This window comes from Armatimonas rosea, assembly GCF_014202505.1.
Lineage (GTDB): Bacteria > Armatimonadota > Armatimonadia > Armatimonadales > Armatimonadaceae > Armatimonas > Armatimonas rosea.
Genome location: NZ_JACHGW010000005.1, coordinates 222,346 through 243,129, shown reverse-complemented (window position 1 = coordinate 243,129; position 20,784 = coordinate 222,346). Strand labels below are relative to the sequence as shown.

The 20,784-nt window shown below is 61.6% G+C and carries 19 protein-coding genes; 8 read left to right on the top strand and 11 right to left on the bottom strand.

Annotation, left to right across the window (positions count from 1 at the left end; all coding sequences use genetic code 11):
• Positions 1-240 precede the first annotated feature (240 nt).
• Both HNQ39_RS24630 and HNQ39_RS24625 read left to right on the top strand, forming a co-directional pair.
• Positions 241-1,287, top strand: coding sequence for an acyl-ACP desaturase (locus HNQ39_RS24630; protein WP_184203159.1), 1,047 nt, complete (start codon positions 241-243; stop codon positions 1,285-1,287).
• A gap of 197 nt (positions 1,288-1,484) precedes the next feature.
• Positions 1,485-3,962: an alpha-ketoacid dehydrogenase subunit alpha/beta gene (locus HNQ39_RS24625; protein ID WP_184203157.1), complete on the top strand. Its 2,478-nt coding sequence runs from the start codon at positions 1,485-1,487 to the stop codon at positions 3,960-3,962.
• A gap of 424 nt (positions 3,963-4,386) precedes the next feature.
• On the opposite strand, the gene HNQ39_RS24620 is transcribed toward HNQ39_RS24625, so the two are convergent.
• The 7 genes from HNQ39_RS24620 to kynU all read right to left on the bottom strand — a co-directional run bounded on the left by HNQ39_RS24620 (position 4,387) and on the right by kynU (position 12,728).
• Positions 4,387-5,703, bottom strand: a complete 1,317-nt coding sequence (locus HNQ39_RS24620) for a DUF1552 domain-containing protein (protein WP_184203155.1) — start codon at positions 5,701-5,703, stop codon at positions 4,387-4,389.
• A gap of 161 nt (positions 5,704-5,864) precedes the next feature.
• Positions 5,865-6,302, bottom strand: coding sequence for an NTF2 fold immunity protein (locus HNQ39_RS24615; protein ID WP_184203153.1), 438 nt, complete (start codon positions 6,300-6,302; stop codon positions 5,865-5,867).
• Positions 6,303-6,368: 66 nt separating this feature from the next.
• Complete coding sequence (locus HNQ39_RS24610; RefSeq protein WP_184203151.1) at positions 6,369-8,648, bottom strand: DUF1592 domain-containing protein; 2,280 nt, start codon at positions 8,646-8,648, stop codon at positions 6,369-6,371.
• A 36-nt stretch (positions 8,649-8,684) separates the two neighbouring features.
• A complete protein-coding gene (locus HNQ39_RS30710; RefSeq protein WP_184203149.1) occupies positions 8,685-9,086 on the bottom strand; it encodes an HNH endonuclease in 402 nt (133 codons plus the stop codon).
• Positions 9,083-9,385 carry a hypothetical protein gene (locus tag HNQ39_RS24600; protein ID WP_184203147.1) on the bottom strand — a complete coding sequence of 101 codons (303 nt, stop codon included), beginning with the start codon at positions 9,383-9,385 and terminating at the stop codon, positions 9,083-9,085. Before HNQ39_RS24600 ends, HNQ39_RS30710 begins: the two co-directional genes overlap by 4 nt.
• A gap of 25 nt (positions 9,386-9,410) precedes the next feature.
• On the bottom strand, positions 9,411-11,399 hold the full coding sequence (locus HNQ39_RS24595; RefSeq protein ID WP_184203144.1) for an alpha-amylase family protein: 1,989 nt from the start codon (positions 11,397-11,399) through the stop codon (positions 9,411-9,413).
• Positions 11,400-11,495: 96 nt separating this feature from the next.
• On the bottom strand, positions 11,496-12,728 hold the full coding sequence (gene kynU, locus HNQ39_RS24590; protein ID WP_184203142.1) for a kynureninase: 1,233 nt from the start codon (positions 12,726-12,728) through the stop codon (positions 11,496-11,498).
• On the opposite strand from kynU, the gene HNQ39_RS24585 reads away from it, so the two are divergent.
• The 4 genes from HNQ39_RS24585 to HNQ39_RS24570 are packed head-to-tail and all read left to right on the top strand — an operon-like array spanning position 12,701 to position 16,083.
• A complete protein-coding gene (locus tag HNQ39_RS24585; RefSeq protein ID WP_184203139.1) occupies positions 12,701-14,047 on the top strand; it encodes an ABC transporter substrate-binding protein in 1,347 nt (448 codons plus the stop codon). The two genes, kynU and HNQ39_RS24585, sit on opposite strands and share 28 nt — an antisense overlap.
• Entirely contained in the window at positions 14,044-14,949 is a 906-nt protein-coding gene (locus tag HNQ39_RS24580) for a carbohydrate ABC transporter permease (protein WP_184203137.1), read from the top strand. The genes HNQ39_RS24585 and HNQ39_RS24580 overlap by 4 nt, the downstream gene beginning before the upstream one ends.
• 3 nt (positions 14,950-14,952) lie before the next feature.
• A complete protein-coding gene (locus HNQ39_RS24575) occupies positions 14,953-15,771 on the top strand; it encodes a carbohydrate ABC transporter permease (RefSeq protein WP_184203135.1) in 819 nt (272 codons plus the stop codon).
• Between the two features lie 6 nt (positions 15,772-15,777).
• The gene (locus HNQ39_RS24570) at positions 15,778-16,083 is read left to right on the top strand and encodes a hypothetical protein (RefSeq protein ID WP_184203133.1); all 306 of its coding nucleotides are present in this window, start codon (positions 15,778-15,780) and stop codon (positions 16,081-16,083) included.
• Between the two features lie 9 nt (positions 16,084-16,092).
• On the opposite strand, the gene HNQ39_RS24565 is transcribed toward HNQ39_RS24570, so the two are convergent.
• Positions 16,093-16,710: a hypothetical protein gene (locus HNQ39_RS24565; protein ID WP_184203131.1), complete on the bottom strand. Its 618-nt coding sequence runs from the start codon at positions 16,708-16,710 to the stop codon at positions 16,093-16,095.
• Between the two features lie 19 nt (positions 16,711-16,729).
• Positions 16,730-17,347, bottom strand: coding sequence for a hypothetical protein (locus HNQ39_RS24560; protein ID WP_184203129.1), 618 nt, complete (start codon positions 17,345-17,347; stop codon positions 16,730-16,732).
• Positions 17,348-17,444: 97 nt separating this feature from the next.
• On the opposite strand from HNQ39_RS24560, the gene HNQ39_RS24555 reads away from it, so the two are divergent.
• Entirely contained in the window at positions 17,445-17,813 is a 369-nt protein-coding gene (locus tag HNQ39_RS24555) for a DUF423 domain-containing protein (protein WP_184203127.1), read from the top strand.
• Entirely contained in the window at positions 17,810-18,517 is a 708-nt protein-coding gene (locus HNQ39_RS24550; RefSeq protein WP_184203125.1) for an NAD-dependent epimerase/dehydratase family protein, read from the top strand. The genes HNQ39_RS24555 and HNQ39_RS24550 overlap by 4 nt, the downstream gene beginning before the upstream one ends.
• Positions 18,518-18,695: 178 nt before the next feature.
• Here the strand turns inward: HNQ39_RS24550 and HNQ39_RS30705 are convergent, their stop codons facing one another.
• Both HNQ39_RS30705 and HNQ39_RS24540 read right to left on the bottom strand, forming a co-directional pair.
• Positions 18,696-19,613 (bottom strand): AAA family ATPase, encoded by a 918-nt coding sequence (locus tag HNQ39_RS30705; protein WP_184203123.1) that lies wholly within the window; start codon positions 19,611-19,613, stop codon positions 18,696-18,698.
• Entirely contained in the window at positions 19,610-20,629 is a 1,020-nt protein-coding gene (locus HNQ39_RS24540; RefSeq protein ID WP_184203121.1) for a Gfo/Idh/MocA family protein, read from the bottom strand. The genes HNQ39_RS30705 and HNQ39_RS24540 overlap by 4 nt, the downstream gene beginning before the upstream one ends.
• Positions 20,630-20,784: the final 155 nt, after the last annotated feature.

Genomic DNA, 20,784 nt, shown 5'->3' with positions numbered 1-20,784 from the left:
TAAGAACCAACAGCCCTTGTGTCATGGTGTGCCTAACCTAGTGGGGAGTGTTATTGAACAAATCAAAGAGGTTGGCCCCACTGTGAAAATTTTTAACACAGAGAAAAGTATGGTACAGCAGGATCAGGCCAGCAAGCACCTTTCGGGTTCCACGGCTGGTGAGCGGCTCTGAATAAATTAGGGACTTTTGTCCCATGCCTTGCCATGGGGCCAGGGGTAGGATAGGCTCAGAGAACCACCATGAGCGAAGCCACCCCCCACGATTCCGCCCCCCTGAGCGAAGAGCAGCAGATCGCCGCGTACTGCGAGAAAGGCCGCACCCACTGGCCCGATGAGCCCGTGGTCGCCCTGAAGACCGCCAGTGTTCAGTCGCAGATCGAGGACACGTTCTACGAGCACTACCTGCGCTACTTCCAGAACGCGGAGGCCAAGCGCCGCTGGAGTGTCGTGGACGATATCCCGTGGGCGGAGGCGCGCGGCAATGCGTCGGAGCTGGTTGTCTCGATTATTGAGTCGTTCTGCGCCGTGGAGTCGTTCTTGCCGGACTACACCAGCAAGATCATGGCGCTCATCCGTCGCTCACGAGGCCGGGCACTCTTTCAGGCCAACTGGGGCTACGAAGAGAGTAAGCACTCCCTCGCGCTGGAGGGCTGGCTGATCGCGTCGGGCAAGCGCACCGAGGACGAGATGGAGGACTTCGAGCGCTCGCTACTCGGGGCCGAGTGGAAGCTCCCCTTTGAGACGCCGCGCCAGATGATCTGCTACACCATGGTCCAAGAGCTCGCCACGGGCCTCAACTACATCAACCTGCGCCGCTTGGTCCACGAGACCGGCGAGGGCGACCCCTGTCTCGACAAGGCCCTGCGCTGGCTCTCGTCGGACGAGAGCGCGCACTACAACTTCTTCCGCAAGGGGGTCAAGACCTATCTGGCGCTCGATCCCGAGGGCACGGTCGCGGACCTGAAGTATGTCTTTGACCACTTCGCCATGCCCGCCCACGCCCTCATCCCCGAGTGGGAGCGGCGCGGCGCGGAGATCGAGGCATCGGGGATCTACGGCCCCAAGATGTACCTGGCCAAGATCCGTAAGCCCGTGCTAGAGGACCTCCAGATCAGCCGTACGATGCTCAAGACCGCCGGACTCCCCAGCCACGAGGCCGATGCGCTCGCCGATAAGATCGAGACCAAGGCCGAGATCGCCGAGCAAGCCCTCTATCCCCGCCTGCGCTCGCTCCCCACGATTCCCACGCAGCGCCCCAGCACCACCAAGACTCTCCTGACAGTGTAAGGCCATCTCCCCGGCTTCGTGGAACTCAGCCCCCCCCTCTTCCCCCAGCCACTCGTTCCTCGTTGGGAAGAGGGACTACCGAAAAGCCTCTCTTCCCGCGAGGTACGAGCAAACCGGGGAAGAGAGGTGCCTGAGCGGTGCGAAGGCGGAGAGATGGTACGCGGGGAGAGGGCGCGAAGCGGTACAATAGAGGCGCTATGCCCAAGTCTATCTCCATTGTCCCGCAAGACGTTCGCAAACCGGGACAGGTAACCTTCGACCCGATTCCCGTCAACCAGTACCAGAAGACGCTCTCCGAGGAGCGTGGCCGCTACTCCGACTCCGATCTGCGCCGCATCCACCGCGATATGGCGATCATCCGTGTCTTTGAGAGCCTGCTGCAAGAAGTGAAGACCCAGCGCCAGTTCGGGGGGGTCGCCTACGACCACCGTGGCCCCGCGCACCTCTCCATCGGACAGGAAGCGACCGCCGTGGGGCAGGCCTACCTGCTCGATACCAACGACCACCTCTACGGCTCGCACCGCAGCCACGGGGAGATCCTCGCCAAGAGCCTCTCCGCGATTGAGAAGCTCAACGACGATGCCCTCTTGGAGATCATGCGCAGCTACGACAATGGCTCGGTGCTGCGTGTGGTGGAGAAAGACGCGGCGGCCAACACGGTGCAGGACCTGGCGATTGATTTTCTCCTCTACGGCACCCTGGCGGAGATCTTCGGGCGCGAGACCGGCTTCAACAAGGGAATGGGCGGCTCGATGCACGCCTTCTTCACACCCTTTGGGGTCTTTCCCAACAACGCCATTGTCGGGGGCTCGGCCGATATCGCGGCGGGGGCGGCGCTCTACAAGCGGGTGAACCAGAAAAAGGGCATCGTGATCGCCAATATCGGGGATGCCAGCGCCAACTGCGGCCCGGTCTGGGAGGCGCTCTGCTTTGCGACCATGGACCAGTTCAAGACCCTCTGGCCCGAGCACGTCCGCGGTGGCCTGCCGATTATCTTTAACTTTGTCAATAACTTCTACGGCATGGGCGGCCAGCCCGTGGGCGAGACTGGTGGCTTTGGGGTCCTAGCGCGCCTCGGGGCGGGCCTGAACCCGGACCAGATGAACGCCGAGCGGGTCGATGGCTACAACCCCCTCGCCGTGATCGATGCCATCGCGCGCAAGAAAGCCCTGCTGGAGGCCGGCGAGGGCCCCGTCCTCCTTGATACCGTCACCTATCGGTTTAGCGGCCACTCACCGTCGGACCAATCCAGCTACCGCGAGAAGTCCGAGATCGAGGCCTGGCAGAGTGTCGATCCGCTGGTGACCTTCCGGGAGGACCTGATCAACGCCGGGGTCGCGCTCCGGCAAGACTTTGAGGCCGAGTACGCGCACCTGGATAGCATCCTCTTCCGCGCCTACAAGAAAGCGATCGACCTTGATCTTTCACCGCGTGCCAATCTCTTTGCGGTGGGCAACTTGCTGGAGAGCACGATGTACTCCAACGAGCATGTCGAGAACCTAGACTCCAATCGGACGCCCGAGACCCTGCTGGCCAAGGACGACAACCCACGCACCAAGCAGCTGGCCAGCAAGAGCCGCACGGGGATCGCCGACGATGGCAGCTTGCTCTCCGATGCACGCTGCGTGGGCTTCAAAGACGCGCTCTTTGAGTCGATTATCGACCGCTTCTACGCCGACCCGACCCTCGTGGCCTACGGCGAGGAGAACCGCGACTGGGGCGGGGCGTTTGCGGTCTACCGTGGCCTGACCGAGGCGCTTCCCTACCACCGGCTCTTCAACTCCCCCATCTCCGAGGCCGCGATTGTCGGCACCGCGGTCGGCTACGCCCTCGAAGGAGGCCGCGCACTGGTCGAGCTGATGTACTGCGACTTCATGGGCCGCGCGGGCGATGAGATCTTCAACCAGCTCGCCAAGTGGCAGTCGATGTCTGGCGGGATGCTGAAGATGCCGGTCGTGCTGCGTGTCTCGGTGGGCAGCAAGTACGGCGCACAGCACTCGCAGGACTGGACCAGCCTCGTGGCGCACATTCCAGGCCTAAAGGTGGTCTTCCCCGCCTCGCCCTACGATGCTAAGGGCCTGATGCAGTCCGCCCTCACCGGCACCGACCCCGTGGTCTTCTTCGAGAGCCAGCGCCTCTACAACATGCCTGAGCGCTTCCATGGCACCGCCGGAATCCCCCTGGAGCCCTACACCGTCCCGATTGGCGAGCCCGAGATCAAGAAGGCCGGCAAGGACCTCACGATCCTCACGGTCGGTGCGACCCTCTACCGCGCGCTGGAGGCCGCAAAGATTCTGGAGGACAACTGGAATATCTCCACGGAGATTATCGATGCCCGCTCGCTGGTTCCCTTCAACTACGAGCCGGTGATCGAGTCCGTGAAGAAGACGGGGCGCATCTTGCTAGCGTCGGATGCCTGCGAGCGGGGAAGCTTCCTGCACACCATGGCCTCGCACATCGGCCGCGCGGCGTTCTCGTACCTGGATGCCCCGCCCATCGTGGTGGGTGCGCGCAACTGGATCACCCCGCCCGATGAGGTCGAAGACGCGTTCTTCCCCTTCCCAGTGGACTTCCTGGACGCGGTTCACACGCACCTGCTCCCGCTCGACGGCTACGAGCCCAAGCGCGCCTGCGACGAAGCGGACCTGCTACGCCGCAACAGCGCCGGGGTGTAGGCCCTTAAACGCACATTAAGCTTCCGAAGACACACGCTAGAGGTCTGGGGTGGCGGTGAACAACGTTGGATTGCCACCCCGCAACAGGTCTGTGGTCTGCGGAAGCTTAATATTCGTTCCTAAGTGGGGGGAACTGCAAGGAACTTGAAGACACTATAGACCCTCGAAATAACACTCCCCTTACACTTCGGGTTACACTTAAAATTTTCAAAAAATATTTTCTACGACAAATAGCGAGGGGCACGGGAGACCAAAGCCTCTCGTGCCCCTCTGTCCGGAGTTTTTTGCACCCCACCCACTCGACTAAAGCAGGCTAGTTGCGTCCGACCCCGGAGGCGGACGTGAACAAATCGTTCAAAGTTTGCGCCTCCTTTCGTCTGAAGATACTTCTCTATCGCCAGAAGGCACTGGTCTGCTAAACAGCCTAGGCCAAATTTAAGGGCCCGTCGCCGCAGAAGTCCGGGTTGCCGAACTTGGTGATGCGGTGCCCAAAGCCATGCGCGAGCGAGAGGAGCAGGCGGTTGTGGGGGACGCGCATGAACTTGTGCGAGCGGCCCATGGTCAGGCCAGGCATGTTCCCCACACAGACAAAGGGAATATTGTCCAGCGTGTGCGAGTTCCCCTTGCCCAGCTCGTTGGTCCAGACAATCAGCGTGTTGTCCAGCAGGCTCCCCGTCCCACCTGGCTCCGGGGTCTCGGCGAGGCGCTTGGCAAGGTAGGCGAGCTGCTCACAGTACCACTTGTTGATCTTGGTGAGTTTCTCTTGCGCGTCTTTGTTGGTATCCGGCTCGTGCGACAGATCGTGCTGGCCTTCCTGAATCCCGAGCCACCGCATGCGCGCCTGCCCCACCGAGTTGGTGTACTGAAAGGTCGCAACCCGCGCAAAGTCGGCGGAGAAGCTACGCACCAAGAGGTCGATCTGGAGCTTGCTGAGCTGCGGCATGGCATCGTTGTCGCGGCGGACACCGGGCTCTAGCTGTGGCACGGCGTGGCCCACATCGCTTGCGGCACTGGCGGCCTGGAGCTCTTTTTCCAGATCGCGCACCAGCGCCGTGTGCTCCTCCAGAATCTGCCGGTCCTGCGCCGAGACACTCTTGCGGAGCGTGTCGAGGTCGGCCTTGAGGTCGTCCAAGACGCTCTTGAGGCTCTGCTGGTCCTTCAAGCGCCCGTAGAGCTTGCCAAAGAGCTGGTAGGGGTCGTCGATGGGCGCGACCGGCTTGTTGGCCCCGGCGTAGCTCATGCGGGTCCAGGTATCGGCGCGCTCGGGCACCATGACACCCAGTTCCAGCGAGCCAAAGCGCGTCCGGGTAGCCGGGCTGGCCTGCAAATAATTCTTGATCTCCTGGTCGATGGAGATGCCGCTCGACCAGCCCGCCGGGGTGTCCGAGCCGCCCTGGACATTGCCGGGAAAGAGCTCGACTCCCGTCAGCAAGCACCCGATCCCACGCATGTGGCTGTCGCCATCGCCGCGCACTCTATCGCAGACCCCGTTGAGGATCAGGGTCTGCTTCTTAAATGGCTCCAGCGGCGTCAGGCTCTCTTTGAGGGTGAAGCTCTCCCCCACCTCATCGGGCCAGAACGTGCTGGGAACAATGCCATCGGGCGAGAACAGCACGACCAGGCGCTGCTTGCGCTTGCCCACGGTCTGCGCGTGCGCCAGCGACGGCAGGTTGGCCAGAAATGGAAGCGCGGCGGCACTGAGCCCTAGCTCGCGCAGAAAGTCTCGTCGTGTGTTTTGCATGGTGTTTTATTGTACCTTGTTCCTATTGCCGCATTTCACGGGCGGTGTGTTTCGGACGGGCGGCGTTTCGCGTTCGTGCGGACGAGAACGGGCGGCGGATAAATACGGGCGCATAAATGGGCCCGCTGTTGCGGCAAGACCCATGAATGGGCCTCAAATACCTAAAGAAAGTAGGGGAGTTTGGTGCCATCATCGTATAAGATTTTTTTGTTGTCTACTCGCCATTCGCCTGCCTTCTTAAGAAGAACATATTCGGTGACGGTGCGGGCTGACGGTAACGCTTTATTGGGTTTATGAGTTGAGATAATAACTCTTCGAGGAGATGCATAAATCACTTCTACAATGTGCTCATTCTCAGGATCATAATCCGAAGGGTGTGAGAAACTAGGCAATGAGTTTTCAGAATATCGCCCATAAGGTCTATCTCGCCGCGTGCAATATTTTTCAAATATAGTCTTGAGAGGCTCTTTAGAATCTTCAAATATTGCATAGGCAATCTGATCTCCATTATCTTTTGCTTCTTGGTATGCTTGCCACGTTGATGTCTCCCAAGCGTTCATCGCAATAATAAACTCCTTCAATACATCCTCAGGATTCATCAAATCTCCTCTTCAGGCCCATTTATGGGTCTTGCCGCAACAGCGGGCCCATTTATGCGCCCGTATTTATCCGCCGCCCGAACCCGAGTTCCCCGTCGGTGCGGGGGACGACGCCACCACGGCGATCTCGACGAGGAGTTTTTTGATATTGAACCCGCTCTCCACAAAGCGCTTCTGAAGCTCCAGCGATGTCTTGGGGCCGTAGGCGCGGATGGGCTGCTTGGTGACAAATTGAAAGAGCCGCTCGACGAACGTGGCGTGGACTTCGTCGCTGTCGGCGAGGAACTGGGCGAGCTCGCGGGGGCCGTTGAACTTGGCGAGGGTCCCCTTGCGGGTCTGGTAGCTCCCCGTGGCGTCGATGGGCTGGTCGTTTTCCTTGTCGCGCAGCTTCCCAATGGCATCGAAGCGCTCCAGCGGGTAGCCCAGCGGGTTGATCATGCTATGGCACGTATTGCAGGCGGCAGGCTTGGTCTGGAGCGCGACCCGCTGGCGAGTGGTCAGCTTGGGTTGCAGGTCCGGGGGCGTGGGAGTCACCGCGATAGGCGGCGGGGCGAGGACGCGGCCTAAGAAGTTGCGGGTGATGAGCACGCCCCGGTGGATGGGGTCGCTGGTGGCAAAGTAGGCCAGGCTCGCCAGCATATACGGCTGGGTCAAGACCCCCGCACGATTGCTGCCGTCCAGGCTCACCGCCTGAAACGGCGCGTCCGACGGCAACGACGCGCCGTAGACCTTGGCCAGCCGCCCGTTGAGGTAGACCTTGTCGCTCAGGAGCAGCTCACGGAAGTCGGAATTCTCGCCCCAGGCGGTATTTTCGAGGAAGAGCTCCAGCGATGTCCGCAGGTCCGACGCCGCGGCGTCATCGAACTCTGGGAAGCGCTTCTTGTCCTTGGCGAGGTCGGGGTACTGGTCCACTTTGAGCCACGTCAGCAGGAACTCGCGCACCTTGCTCCAGGCGCGCGGGTCGGCCAGCATCTTCTCCGCCTGCGCCCGAACCGCCTCGGGAGTCGCTAGCTCGGTCTTGAGCAGCGCCTCATCGGGCAGCGAGTCCCAGAGGGTTAGCGCGAGCTTCGATGCCGTGTTGTTCTCGCGGTAGAGGAAAAACGGGGACTTGAGCGCTAGTAAGACCACACGCTTGAGCGCGGTCTCGGTGTCGGGTGCTTGCGAAAAATGCCGCGTCACGTAGCGCTCCACCTCGGGCTCGGTGAGCTTGCGGCGGAAGGCACGCTCCACAAAAGTCCGGGCGAAGACCTTGTCGTCCATCCCCCACTTGCGGCTCGCCACGAACTGCGCGGTCTCCAAAGCCGCGCTGGTCACCGCTTCGTCCCAGGCCTTCGAGACCATGCTACTGCGCTCGTAGCCCATGCTCCGGTCCTCGGGCGGGAACGGCGTGTTCACCAAAAACGTCTCCGGCACCGAGCGCGGCACCAGGCAGCGGCTCGGGATGGGCTCATCGGTGAGGTGCGGACGCTTCCAGGCCAGGGTCACAAAGGCAGGCGGCGCGGGCTTGCCCTTCTTCTTCTCCGTATCGTCCACCCCGACCGTCGATTTTGAGAACTCCAGCCGGATAGGATACGCCCGCCCGCCCAGGAGGTAGATCGGGGCGCGAAACTCCGTGTCTTTGCCGGACTTGATCCAGGCATCGATCAGGGATTTCTTGTTATCGTTGATCCAGAGCTGCACGGCGTGGTCGCTCCTCACCACCAGCTCGTACTCCCCGGTATCGGGCGCGACCAGGCTCCCTTCCCAGCGTATCGAGAACTGGTGCGGCTCAAACTGATCGGGGACCGGGCCAACTATCCCAAAGTCAAAGGCCACCTGCGGGTCGGTGCGCTCCAGGACCCGCTCTTTCTGGTCGAAGCGCTTGGCCTTGAAGTACTGCGCCTTCAGTCCCCGCTCCGCCCCGACAGTCGCACTGCCCCGAAAGCTCCCCACAAGGTCTGCCACCGCGCTCTTGAACTGCCGCGCCGTCAAGCGCGAGAGGCTCACGCGTGCGGGGCGATTGCGCTCCTGGGCAATCGGGGAGTAGAACGCATCCTGCATAAACGCCGCCACAAGGCTCGCATCGGCTACCGCGATATGCTTTGCCCCCGGCGGCATGGTCTTACTCACAAAGCTCGCCAGCTCCTGCGTGGTCTGGGTCCCGGCAAGCGCCTTGGGGTAGCCCGCGCCCCCCTCCCCCTTCGCCCCGTGACACGGCGCACACTGGGCCGCAAAAAGCTGCGCGCCCGTCGGTTTTGCCGCCATCGCCGAGGACTTAGGTTTAGCTTTTTGCTTGGTCTGTGCCACCCCCAGGCCCGTGAGCGCCAAGGTCAGGCTGGTTCCGAGAAGCAGTCGTTTAGAGAGCATAGCTGTTTATATAAACGCAATTTTATCCGGGTGAGTTCACGGAAAAAGTCCCATGGGTGCCCATATCCGACGTGCGCGACACTGAAAATCCGAATTCAAGCGAAGCCGATGGACGGTAGCTCTCCCTGTTGCAGTCTTGCCTTCCAGATGTCCTAGAGTTGTGTCCCACTCAAAATGCTCTTCCCATACCTGCAGGCGTGGGTGAAATAAGGAAACCTCTTGCTGGCTGAGCTCATCCCAGCCTGTGATCGCACCGCCTTTGTAGAGGTTGCACGACTCACACGACAGCGCGAGGTTAGTGAGCACATCCAAACCGCCCAGGTGAACGGGGTAGATATGCTCCACCTGAAAAGCAAAGTTGAAGACTCTCTCAGGGGCGCGGCAGTACTCACACCGATGACCGGCTCGCTCAGCCACACGAGGATAGAACGCATTCATGCCTTGACATGCTGGAGGGACTGTGCCCGTGTAATTGTCGCTTCAAACGAGCGAGCGACCAAGGTCTCCAGCTCACTCTGCTCGTCACTGGTCAGGCTCATTTGGCGCGCTTTCAGCTCTTGTAGGCGAGCCTGTTGCTCGGCACTGAAGAAGTTGTCACCGCGGTTGAAGGGCCAGATTGTAATCGGCGAGGGTAGCTCCTGCGGCAACCGACTCAGGAGTGCCTCCAGGGCCTCGAACGGTGTCCGTCCAAAGCCCTGAATGTCACCTGCACAAGCGCGAAACTGAGCATCTTCCATGGGAAAATTGTATCACTTTCCGCGGCTACCGAACCTCGATCATGGCGTGGCCGTTGACGGTCGGGACGATGAACTTTACCGCACCGCCCTCAGTAGTGAAGGGCAGAGAGTCTCCGCCGGGGACGAGGGTGACGCTACTGACAGGCTGGCTGAGGCGCACGACGACCTCGATGTTGTGCACGGGAATCACGTCCTCGATCACATCGAAGGCCTGCCCACGCCGCTCGGGGATGTAGTGGAGTAGATGGACAATATGCCGCCCCTCGGCCTCTTGCTTGTTGAGCGACGACAGCAGCGACGATGGCCCCTTGACCGTGAGCACGGGCTTGGGCAGGAGCATCGCGATAGCGTCCTTGAGCATGGTCTTCACCCAGAGCGGAGCGCTCTCCTGGTACTGGCGGAAGATCGGGTGGGCGAAGTAGACCCCAGCCCCGCTGGCGACCACCGCGGGGTACTTGCGCTCCCCCGACGACGGCGTGTGGCGGTGGGAGCAGAAGTGGCGCCAGGTGCGGTTGAAGTAGGGAACCTCGGTCCAGCAGAGCACGCTCCCCCCATTGGCAGGCTCGACCTCCAGCGCTTTTTGGTACATCACGTGGCCCGTTTTCGGGAGCCCCTCCCCGATCCCATTGCCAGGGACGATAAAATCTGGCGAGAACGGCGCATCGCCCACGGCCTTAACACCCAGCTCGCCCGTCACAAACTGGCCGTCGTCGCCGAGGCCGGACTTGTACGACGCGATCACGGTGCCGCCGTTGTAGACAAAGGCATCGAGCTTGCTAGAGAGGCGCGTGTTGAAGGGGATCTCGTCGGGGAGGATCAGCAGCTTGTAGCGCATCCAGTCCGACTGGCTATCGACAATGTCAAACTGAACACCGAGCTCCTGGAGCATGCGAATCGCGCCATGGATATGCGCGAGGTTGCGGCCCCCGTGCGGGTGGTACTCCGTGAACTCCTCGCTGGTCATCAGGGCCACATCGGTCACTGGGGTCGCCCCGACACACCAGGGCTCTTTTGCCTTCACCTGACTATACACCCCGCCGATCAGGTCGTAGGTGGCGGCGTCGATCTTGCCCGAGGGATGCAGCTGGTCCCCGATCGAGCACTGCGCGGTGAGAGCGAGCATGTGGAAGCACTCAAACTCCAGCGCCGCCGGGTTCTTAAAGGAGTGGAAATCCCCCCACGACGTGTGGAACTTGCCGGTCATGCCGAGGCAGGGCAGCCCCAGGGTGCGGGCGTAGCGCTGTGCCTGCGGGAAGTGCAGATACCCCCAGCCCCCCGACGGCAGCGACTCCAGCTCCCAGTGCGTGTAGCTCTCCGCCTCGCCGCGGTGGCGGGTTCCGACATGGCCGGAGTTGTAGAAGATCGTGCAGTCCGGGCTGAGCGTGCGCACAAACGCGGTCATCTCCGCCTCCCAGTCCTGGATCACCTGGGTTGCGAAGCGCTGGCGGTCGCCGGCATCCTGGGGGTTGAGCTCCACCGCGTCCATCGCCGCGATCCAGTGGGTCGCCAGCGACGCGCGCGGCTGGACAATGTCAAAGAAGAGGCCATCGACCTCGGGGACACAGGCAAACAAGTCCTTGATGTGGTCGAAGAGAAACTGCCGGTAGCCCGAGTGAAAGACATCCAGCACGCGGTAGAAGCCGGGCTCAAAGGGCTTTGTCCCCACTTGCCTGCCGTCTTCGTCGATCACCAGCCACTCGGGGTGCCGCTCCGCCGTGTAGTCGTCCCACTGGACCGTTACATAGATCGGTACTCGGATATTTTTGGCATGGCACGCCGCGATCTGCTCAGGCAGGAGGTTGCGGTTGCGGAGGTGGGGATGGACGCGCTCCGGGTGGGCCTTGCTGTCGTAGTAGAGCCAGCCGTGGTGGCACCGGGCAAAGCAGGTGATGGAGTCCACGCTGGCCCTCTCCAGCGTGCTGGCAAACTCTGCGGCATCGAACTCGGCCCCGATTCCAGGAATATCGGGCGAGGTGTGAAAGTCGAGGTGAACCTGACGGAAACGTAGCGACATAGGTGATAAAACCCCTTTGGTTATTGGTTGATTTTAATACTTTCGCGCCCTAACCTTCAATGGCCTGGGTTGGCGAATTACTGGTAAAAAATCGCTCTACGGCACCAGCCCCCCCCCCTCGGCGTGTACGCCCTCAGCGACAAGCTGGGCAAGCCGCGCGATTGCCGCCCGGCAGTCCTCTGGGCTCGTGTAGAGCGGGTGTGGGGCGAAGCGGATGAGATCGGGTGGGCGATGATCTGGAATTATCTCGTGGCGGCGCAGGCCGCGACAGAGCGCCGCCGCTTGCGGGTGTAGGATCGCGAGGTGCCCCCCCCGCTGCGAGTCTTCGCGCGGCGTCGCTACCGTAAAGCCTGCCTTCTCGGCCTCGGCCCGGAGTAGGCTCGTGAGGGCCAGCGACTCGGTACGCAGGCGCTCGATCCCGTAGTCCGCAAGGGCCTTTGCCGTGACCTCCAGCGGCGCGAGCGAGAGCACGTGCGATGTCCCTAGCTGGAGCCGCGCCGCGCCGTCGGCCGGCTGGAGCGTGTCATCGTTGGCAAACAGCGCCTCTTTTCGGCTCCCAAACCAGCCCTGGAGCCCCGGCGTTTTTTCGTGGTGCCGCCGGTTGAGATAGAGTCCTCCCACGCTCCCCGGCCCCGCCGCGAGCCACTTGTAGCCGCACCAGAACGCCGCATCGCAGCCCCACGCATCGAGCTGGTGCGGGACGATTCCAATCGAGTGCGCCAGGTCCCAGAGAAGCACCACGCCCTGGGCACGGGCACTCGCCGCCAGCCGCGCGATATCGAGGAGCCGCCCTGTCGTGTACACCACCGACGGCAAGACCGCGCAGGAGAACTCTCCCGTCGCAAAGGCCGCCTCGACCGCCGCTTCGTCGGGGGCGACCGCTTCCAGCGCCCCCGGAACGCCGCGCAACGCGAGATGGCTCTGGAGGGCGTAGCGGTCGGTCGGGAACGCCCCTTCGTCGATCAGCACTTTCCTCTTGCCGTCGTAGAGGGTGGCGAGGAGCTGGTGCAGGTTCACCGTGATCGAGCCGGTCGCAATAACGCTTGCCGCCTCCGCCCCGACCAGCCGCGCCAGCTGCGCCCCGGTGCGCTCCGCCAGAAAGAGCCAGGGGTGTGTCCCCTCGGTCCAGCCATGAATGGCCAGCTCCCGCCACTCCGCCAGCGTCCGTAGCACCGCCGCCTCTGCCTCGTCGGTGAGCAAGCCCAGCGAGTTGCCATCGAGATAGATCATGCCCGGATTGTACCTAGCGCCAATTTTATCTAATCGTTTAGAATCACAGAAATTGTGTATAATATCGGACGATGCGCGTATTTCCTTACGGCCCGGCACCGCTTGCCATCCTCTGTCTCGCCGTTGTTTCCGGGCTCTTCCTGGCCAAAGATCAGGCCAAAAAACCGAAGAAGGCAACCCTGACCTACTGGACGTTTGCGCGTCCGCACTACGAGGCCTACCAGAAGGCGCTCCCCAAGTTCTTGGAGGCGCACCCGGGGGTGAGTGTGGACCTGCAGCTGGTCGATGGACAGGGGCTCAACCAGCGGCTTCGGGCGGCGTTTCAAGCGGACCTGGATGTCCCCGACATGGTGGAGATCGAGATCAGTGCCGCCGGGTCGTTCTTCCGGGGGCCCAAGGAGCATGTCGGCTTCCTGGATATCACCGACCGGCTGAAAAACGACGGCCTCGATAAGAAAATAGTTGCGAGCCGCTTTGCGCCCTACACCAACCGCGGGAGTATCTTCGGCCTCCCCCACGATGTCCACCCCGTGATGCTGGCCTACAACCGCGAGAAGTTCAAAGAGCTCGGGCTCGATCCGACTCAGCTCGACACCTGGGATAAATTTATCGAGGCTGGCGTGCGGGTCAAGCAGCCGGGCAAGCAGTACCTCCTAGAGATGTCTGACTCCAGCGGCTCCCAGCTGGAGCTGTGCCTCTTCCAGCGCGACGGCGGGTACTTCGATGCCGACGGCAAGGTGATTTTCGACAACGCCATTGGAATCGAGACCATGAAGTGGTATGTCCCGCTGGTGGCCAAAAACAGCAAGCGCCAGATGGGCAACGCCCTCTCCAGCTCGTTTGGCCAAGTCATGACCCAGGCGCTGGAGAGCGGCTACTTCCTGAGTGTGGTGACCCCAGACTGGCGCAGCAAGAACCACGAGAAAGATGTCGGCAAGCTCGCGGGGAAGATGGGCCTGATGCCCCTTCCCGCCGCCGTGCCCGGTGGCCGCCGCACGAGCACCTGGGGCGGGACGATGCTCGGGATCACGAAGGCCTGTGAGAACAAGGACCTTGCCTGGGACTTCGCCAAGTTCCTCTATCTGAATGAGAAGGACCTCGCGGAGCGCTACGCCGACACCAATATCCTGCCGCCCGTGCCCTCCGCCTGGAACCAGCCCGCCTTCGATAAGTCCTACGACTACTACGCCGGCCAGAAGATAGGACGCGACTACGCCGCCCTCGCGCCCCAGGTGCCGCCGCAGTACGCCAGCCCGTTTGTCGAGCTCGGCAAGGCCAAGCTTGGGCAGGCGCTGATCCAGTGTGTCGAGTACTACAACACCCACGGTGAGGACGCCGGCTGGGATAGCTTTGTCCGCACCACCCTCACCGCCCGCGCCGATGAGGTTCGCAAGCAGATGGGAAGAGATCCGTTTTGAGAGAGAGTTCATCCTTTTTTAAGAAGCAGCAAAAGCTCGCGCCGTACTGGTTTGTCTTGCCGTTTGTGGTGACCTTTCTGGTCTTCTCGGCCTACCCGTACCTCAAGAGCCTGAGCTACTCGCTCTACGCCACCAGCGGTCCCAAAGACGCCAAGTTTGTGGGGCTGAGCAACTACACCTTCCTCTTCTCGGACCCGGACTTCCACCAGGCGGTCGCCAACACGGCGCTCTTTGCACTGCTCTCGGTGGCGATCCAGCTCCCGCTCTCGCTGGGGCTGGCGATGCTGCTCTCCCAGAAGTGGCTCAAGGGGGTCAAGGTGTGGCGCCTCGCGGTCTTTCTGCCGAACCTGCTGGGGCAAGTGGCGGTGGGTGTCTTGTTCTCCGTGCTCCTTCAGCCCAAGTTTGGCCTGGTCAATATCGGTCTCTCCAAGGTGCTGGGCGAGGCGATGCTGGACAAGAAGTGGCTCTCCGACCCGCAGAATGTCCTGCCCGCGCTGGTGCTGGTGCAGGCGTGGATCAGTATCGGCTACAACATGATCTACTTCCTGGCCGCCCTCCAGAATGTCGACCAGGAGCTGATCGAGGCGGCGATGGTGGACGGTGCCAATGGCTGGCAGCGCTTCCGGGCCGTGACCCTGCCGGCGATCACCCCCGTGCTGATGTTCGTCTTGGTGACCATGACCGTGGGAAGCTTCCAGCTCTACGAGCTGCCGCGCCTCTTGCTGGGCGGTGGAGGGCCGGACAACCGCGGCTTGACGATCATCATGTATCTCTTTAACAATGGCCTCAACCCGGGGAACCTAGGCTACGCCGCCGCGGTCGGCTGGACCCTGGCGCTGATGCTCGCCGCGATCTCCGCCATCCAGCTCTGGCTCTCCGGGGCAGCAAAGAAGGACGCCTAAGCCATGAAGCTTCTTGGAAAAATCGTCACCTACCTCATCCTGAGCCTCTCGGTACTGGGGGCACTGATTCCGGTGGTCTGGCTCCTGCTGGCCTCGATCCGCCCCACGGACCAGGTGTTCTCGGAGATCTTCACGGCATCGCACCCAACTCTCCAGAACTACGCCGACCTCTGGGAACTCCAGAGCCCCAACTACATCCGGGCGCTCGTGAACTCGGTCTTTTTGGCCTGCGCGGGCGTGATTCTCCAGCTCTTCTTCTGCTCACTGGCGGGCTACGCCCTGGCCAAGTACGAGTTCAAGGGGAAGAAGGCCCTGATGGCGGTGCAGCTACTGACGGTCTTTATCCCCGGCGCGGTGACCCTTGGCCCTGGCTACCAGCTCATGTACCAGCTCGGGCTGGTCGATACCTATGCGGGAATGCTGATCGGCTCGGCGGGGAACGTGTTTGGGATCTTTCTCTTCCGCCAGGCCATGCTCGGAGTCCCCGATGAGCTGCTCAACGCGGCACGTATCGATGGCTGCACGGAGTTTGGGATCTACTGGAACATCATCCTGCCCATCATCCGCCCCATGACAGGTGCGTTCTGCCTGCTGACCTTCATGGGAAGCTGGAACAGCCTCTTGTGGCCGTCGATGATGCTCCAGAGCCCCGCGCACCACACGCTCCCCATCGCCCTCTCCAGCCTAGTGGGGCTCTACAGCCAGAAATACGGCATGATGATGGCAGGGACGGTCGTGATGATCTTCCCCGTGGTCGCGCTGTTCCTAGTGCTCCAGAAAGAGTTCATCTCCGGCCTCACCAGCGGCGCCGTGAAGGGCTGAGAAACCGTGCAGCGACAGGAGCAACCAGCCCCCACCGAGCTCACTCCCGAGCAACGTCGCCGCAACTACCGCATGACCCGCTTCGGCTACCGGCTAACCATGGCCGGAGCGGGTGCTCTCCTCAGTATCGCCCTGATCGCCAACCCGCTCCAGTGGCTACGGGTCTACCGCAGCGCTCCAGACGGAATGGAGACCGCGACGATTGTGATTGGGGTCTTCATGTCTGCCGTGTTTCTTGGGCAAGCCTACTGGGTGTGGGGAATCGCAAAGAAACTGAGAGTTCTCCTTCAGAGCTACTCCCTGCCTCAGTAGCGGAAGCGCCTACTTAGCCACAGAGGCAAACGTGAGCTGGGTGACCATTCCGCCGTTTTGGATGATCCCCGCCCCTACTCTGTTGGGAATAGCATCGGCATAGACAATACGGGTCGTGGGGGCATCGCAGCCGTTCACGTAGAAAGTCGCATTGGCACCGCCAAAGTTCCGAATCTCCAGGAGTAGGCTTCCCTCCGCCGGGTTATAAACAAACGGCTTGCTGAGGGGAACGGCGATATCGCACTGCAGCGTACTGCCACGGCTACGCCGCATCCGGGTCCGCAGGGTCAGTGGCCCCTCAAAGACAACGACTTCGTCCCGACCCACGTTTTTATCAAAGATCGTCGAGAGCTCCGCGGGACTTTGCTTGAAGGTTGAGAGGCGGAATTGAATGCGCTCGATCTTGTGCCCTTGGGCCTGCTGATCCTCAACGGGCCGAAACGCGAGCTCCGTGATACGCACGGGGGTCTTGAGGGCCGCAAACTCGCTCTTATCGTAGACCTGCTGGTAGCGGCTGGGGACATTAAACGGGGCTGTCTGCATTTTGCCGTCGGTCTGGAACGTGGCCGCGGTCTGCGGGACAAGCAGGGGCTGGGGATCAGCCGGGGAAAGAAATACAAAGCGCATTGTGGAAATTCCTTAGGAGCTACTTGGTCACGGGGGTGTAGGTGAATTGCGTAATCATGCCGCCTGGTTGCACACGCCCTGCCTGGGCAAGAGTTGGATTGGTATCCGCATAGACAAGCCGCGTGGTGGCATCGACCGTAGACGCAACAAAAAACGCGATACCATCTCCTGTAAAATCCCGAATATCCAGCAGAAGATTCCCGTCTGCAGGATTATAGAGAAACGGTTTTTCCAATGTGACTAGAATATCGTAATTAAAAGCACCTTTACGATTTGTCACGGAGGCTCTAAAGGTAATACTTCCCCGGTAGACAACAGCTTCATTCCCTCCTATATTCCGAGAAAAAGCTGCATCTAAGCCATTCAGAGACTGTTTTGTTGTAGACAGATTAAACTGAATACTGGTGATTTTCCGTCGGAAAGATTCCTGTGCAAATCCGGGACGAAAGGCGATCTTCGAGATCAAAATACCTCCAGGCGAGGCAGGAAATTGGTTGGCATCAAAAATCTGCTGGTAGCGACTCGGATTATTAAAGGGAGCTGTTCCCAACATATACTCCGTCTCCGTATTCGCAAAATTATTGGGCACGACAATTGTTTGTGCAGGCGCAGAGCTCCTAGAAAAAAGACGGTTCATTCTTAAGACCTTTATTCCGAATAATTATACTTTTTTGATAATCCCCCATCCTACCTCAGGCAAGGATTCTCGACAATATCCATGATAAAAATAAAAAATGAATCTCATTCGAATCGGGGCGATGAGCGCAGGGCTTGCTGTGGCGGCGGGGGCGTTTGGGGCGCATGGGCTGAAGGATAAAGTCGATGCGGCAGGGCTGGAGGTCTGGAAGACCGGGGCGCACTACCACTTGGCGCACGCACTGGCCCTCCTTCTCGTGGCGGCCCTGGCGGGCCAGGTGGAGCTCAAGGTGACGCAGACGGTCGGGAAGCTCTTTCTGGCCGGGCAGGTTATCTTTGCGGGGAGCCTGTACTTGCTTGCGGTGACCGGCATCAAGTGGCTGGGCGCGATCACGCCGCTCGGGGGAGTTTGTTTTCTGCTGGGCTGGGGCTATCTTGCCCTCTCCGCGGGTAAACTCAAGGCGTGAAACACCGCGTCCTTCTTACCGGCCCCGGCGGGCGTATCGGCCCCCATATCCTGCCCACTTTTCATGCGCAGTTCGACCTAAAGATCCTCGACCGGCGGCCTATCGAGGGCGAGCCCGAGACCATTGTCGCCGATCTTTCGAGTATCGAGACCCTGACCGCGGCGATGGCGGGCTGCGACACGGTGGTGCACCTGGCGGCCACCAGCGACGAGGCCCCGTTTGTGGAGGAGCTGGTTCCCAACAACGTGGTCGGGCTGTACAATGTGTTTGAGGCGGCGCGTGCGGCGGGGGTCAAGCGTGTTGTCTTTGCCTCGACGGTCCAAGCGGTGAGCTACTACCCCCACGGCCACACGGTCCAGAACACCGACCTGCCGCGCTCGGTGAGCCTCTATGGCGTGACCAAGGCGATGGGCGAGACCATGGGCCGCTACTACCACGACAAGCACGGGCTGGAGTTTATCGCCGTGCGGATCGGGTGGTTCTTAGACTACGAGCACGAGTGGCTCAAAGAGGGCCGCGCCAACGCGATCTGGCTCTCCCCCCGCGATGCCGCCAGCTTCCTCGCCCGCTGCGTCACGGCGGAGAACATCGGCTACGCCATTGTCCACGCCACCTCCAAGACCGACTTTGAGCTCCTCAGCCTCGCCCCCGCCCGTGAGCACCTTGGGTGGGAGCCTGAGGACGTGGTTCCGGCGGCCCCGTAGCAGAGTTTGGCCATCTCCCCGGCTTCGTGGAACTCAGCCACCCCTCTTCCCCTTGGCACTCGTTCCTCGTTGGGAAGAGGGGCTTTAGGCAGGTGAGGCAAGCCCCTCTTCCCGCGACGAAGGAGCACAAGGGGAAGAGGGGAGGCGCTCTAAGGCGCGGGGAGATGGCTAAACCACGTTACCGGGGTACCGGGACGCTCGTCAGCGCTTGTTCGATAATCTGGGAGGGCAGCAGACCGCCGTACTTGGCCTTGGTGTCGAGCTGGATGCGGTGCGAGAGCACGGGCACGGCGAGGGCGCGGATGTCCTCGGGGAGGGTGAACTCCCGCTTTTCGGTGAGGGCGCGGGCCTGTGCCGTGCGGTAGAGCGCCAGCGAGGCGCGGGGGGAGAGCCCCAGCCGTAGCCGCGCGTCTTTTCGGATCGCCTCGACCAAGTTGAGGAGATACTGCGCCACCGCCTTCTCCACCCGCACCCGGCGCACCGACGCCTGCAGTGTCAGGACATCGTCGGTGGTGAGCACCGCCTTCAGCGAGTCGAGCGGGTGGCCGTCGTTCTGGGCAAAGAGAATCGCCAGCTCATCGTCGTGGGTCGGGTAGCCCAGCGCAAGCTGGAGCGCGAACCGGTCGAGCTGCGCCTCGGGGAGCGGGTAGGTACCATGGTACTCCACCGGGTTCTGGGTCGCGATCACAAAGAACGGCTGCGGCAACACGCGCCGGAGCCCCTCAATTGTCACCTGGCCCTCGCTCATCACCTCAAGAAGTGCGGACTGTGTCCGCGGCGATGTCCGGTTGATCTCATCGGCGAGCAGGATATGCGAGAAGACCGGCCCCTCCCGGAACTCAAAGGTCCCCTCAGCGGGGCGGTAGAAGCTGGAGCCAATGATATCGGCGGGCAGGAGGTCGGGGGTGAACTGAATGCGCCGAAAGGTGCCGTCGATGGAGCGTGCGAGCGCCTTGGCCAGCGTCGTCTTTCCCGTGCCGGGGACATCCTCCAGGAGCACGTGTCCCCCCGCGAGCAAGGCGATCACCACCAAGCGGATCGCCTCGTCCTTTCCCCGAATTACGCTACTGAGGTTGTCTTCTAGCTTCTGAATCACAGTGGCAGCACCTGCACGTGCCCGCTGTCCGCTGCGCGCTTTCCGGCCTCCAGGATCTCCTGGGCATCGCGGGAGACCTTGGCGCTACAGACTCCCTCCAGCGCCTCGCCGGTCTCGATACAGTGGAGCAGGTACTCGGGAGCGTTGCGCTTGGGTGCCTCCAGCGGGGTCGGGTCCAGAATCTCCAGCGGTTTACCCGGCTTCATCAAGTGCACTTTCCCGCCTTGCAGGCAGAGCGCGCCCTCGGAGCCGTAGGCGTAGGGGTTGCCCGTGACATAGCCGGTCACCTGGGTCCAGCTCGCCTCGGCGACGCAGTGCGCGCCCTTGTACCAGGCATCGATTAAAGCGTTGTCATCGGGGATCGGGTAGTCCTTGGCCAAGACCGCGCGCATCCCGATCACCTTTTCGGGGAGCCCCAGGAAGCGCGCCATCATCGCCGAGCCGTAGCAGCAGTAGTCCATAAAGGCCCCCGCCCCGTTTTTCTCTTCGTCGTAGAGCCAGCTCCAGAAGGTCTCGTCGCAGCCGATCTCCTTGGGGCCGTTGTGCGCCGAGCGGTACTTGAAGTAGCGTAGCTCCCCGATCGCGCCGGAGAGAATCAGCCGCTCCAGCTCCTGAAACGCGGGCATCCACGCCGTGGGCCAGTTGACCATGAGCTGGACACCGGCCTTCTCGCACGCCGCGACCATACGATTCGCTTGCTCTAGAGTTGCCGCCATGGGCTTCTCGGAGATGACGTGGCAGCCCTTTGCCGCCGCGGCCTCAGTGATCTCGGCGTGGACCGAGTTCTCGGCGGCGATCTGGACGATATCAAGCGCGCTCTCGGCGGCGAGCATGGCTTCCCAGGAGTCGTAGAGGCGTGCGGCGGGGAATTTTTCGGCGAAGCGCTGGCGCAGGCGCTCATTGGCCTCACCGACAGCGACCACCTCGACGCGTCCCGTGGCGCTCCAGTGGCTCAGCTCTCCCCAAACGTGGTCGTGGACGAGTTTAGCGACGCCCAGCTTGTATGTCTTGCTCATGGGGTGTAGTTCGCCATAGGGTGGAAAAATCCCTTGCTACCTGCCTCGGAGTGGCCTAAAATGCAGGCATCTCAAAACGAAGGAGGTGGTGGCATGCACAATAGTCATAGTCTCCGGGGGGGTCTCGCGGGCTGATTTTAGCCCGTGAGCCAGTC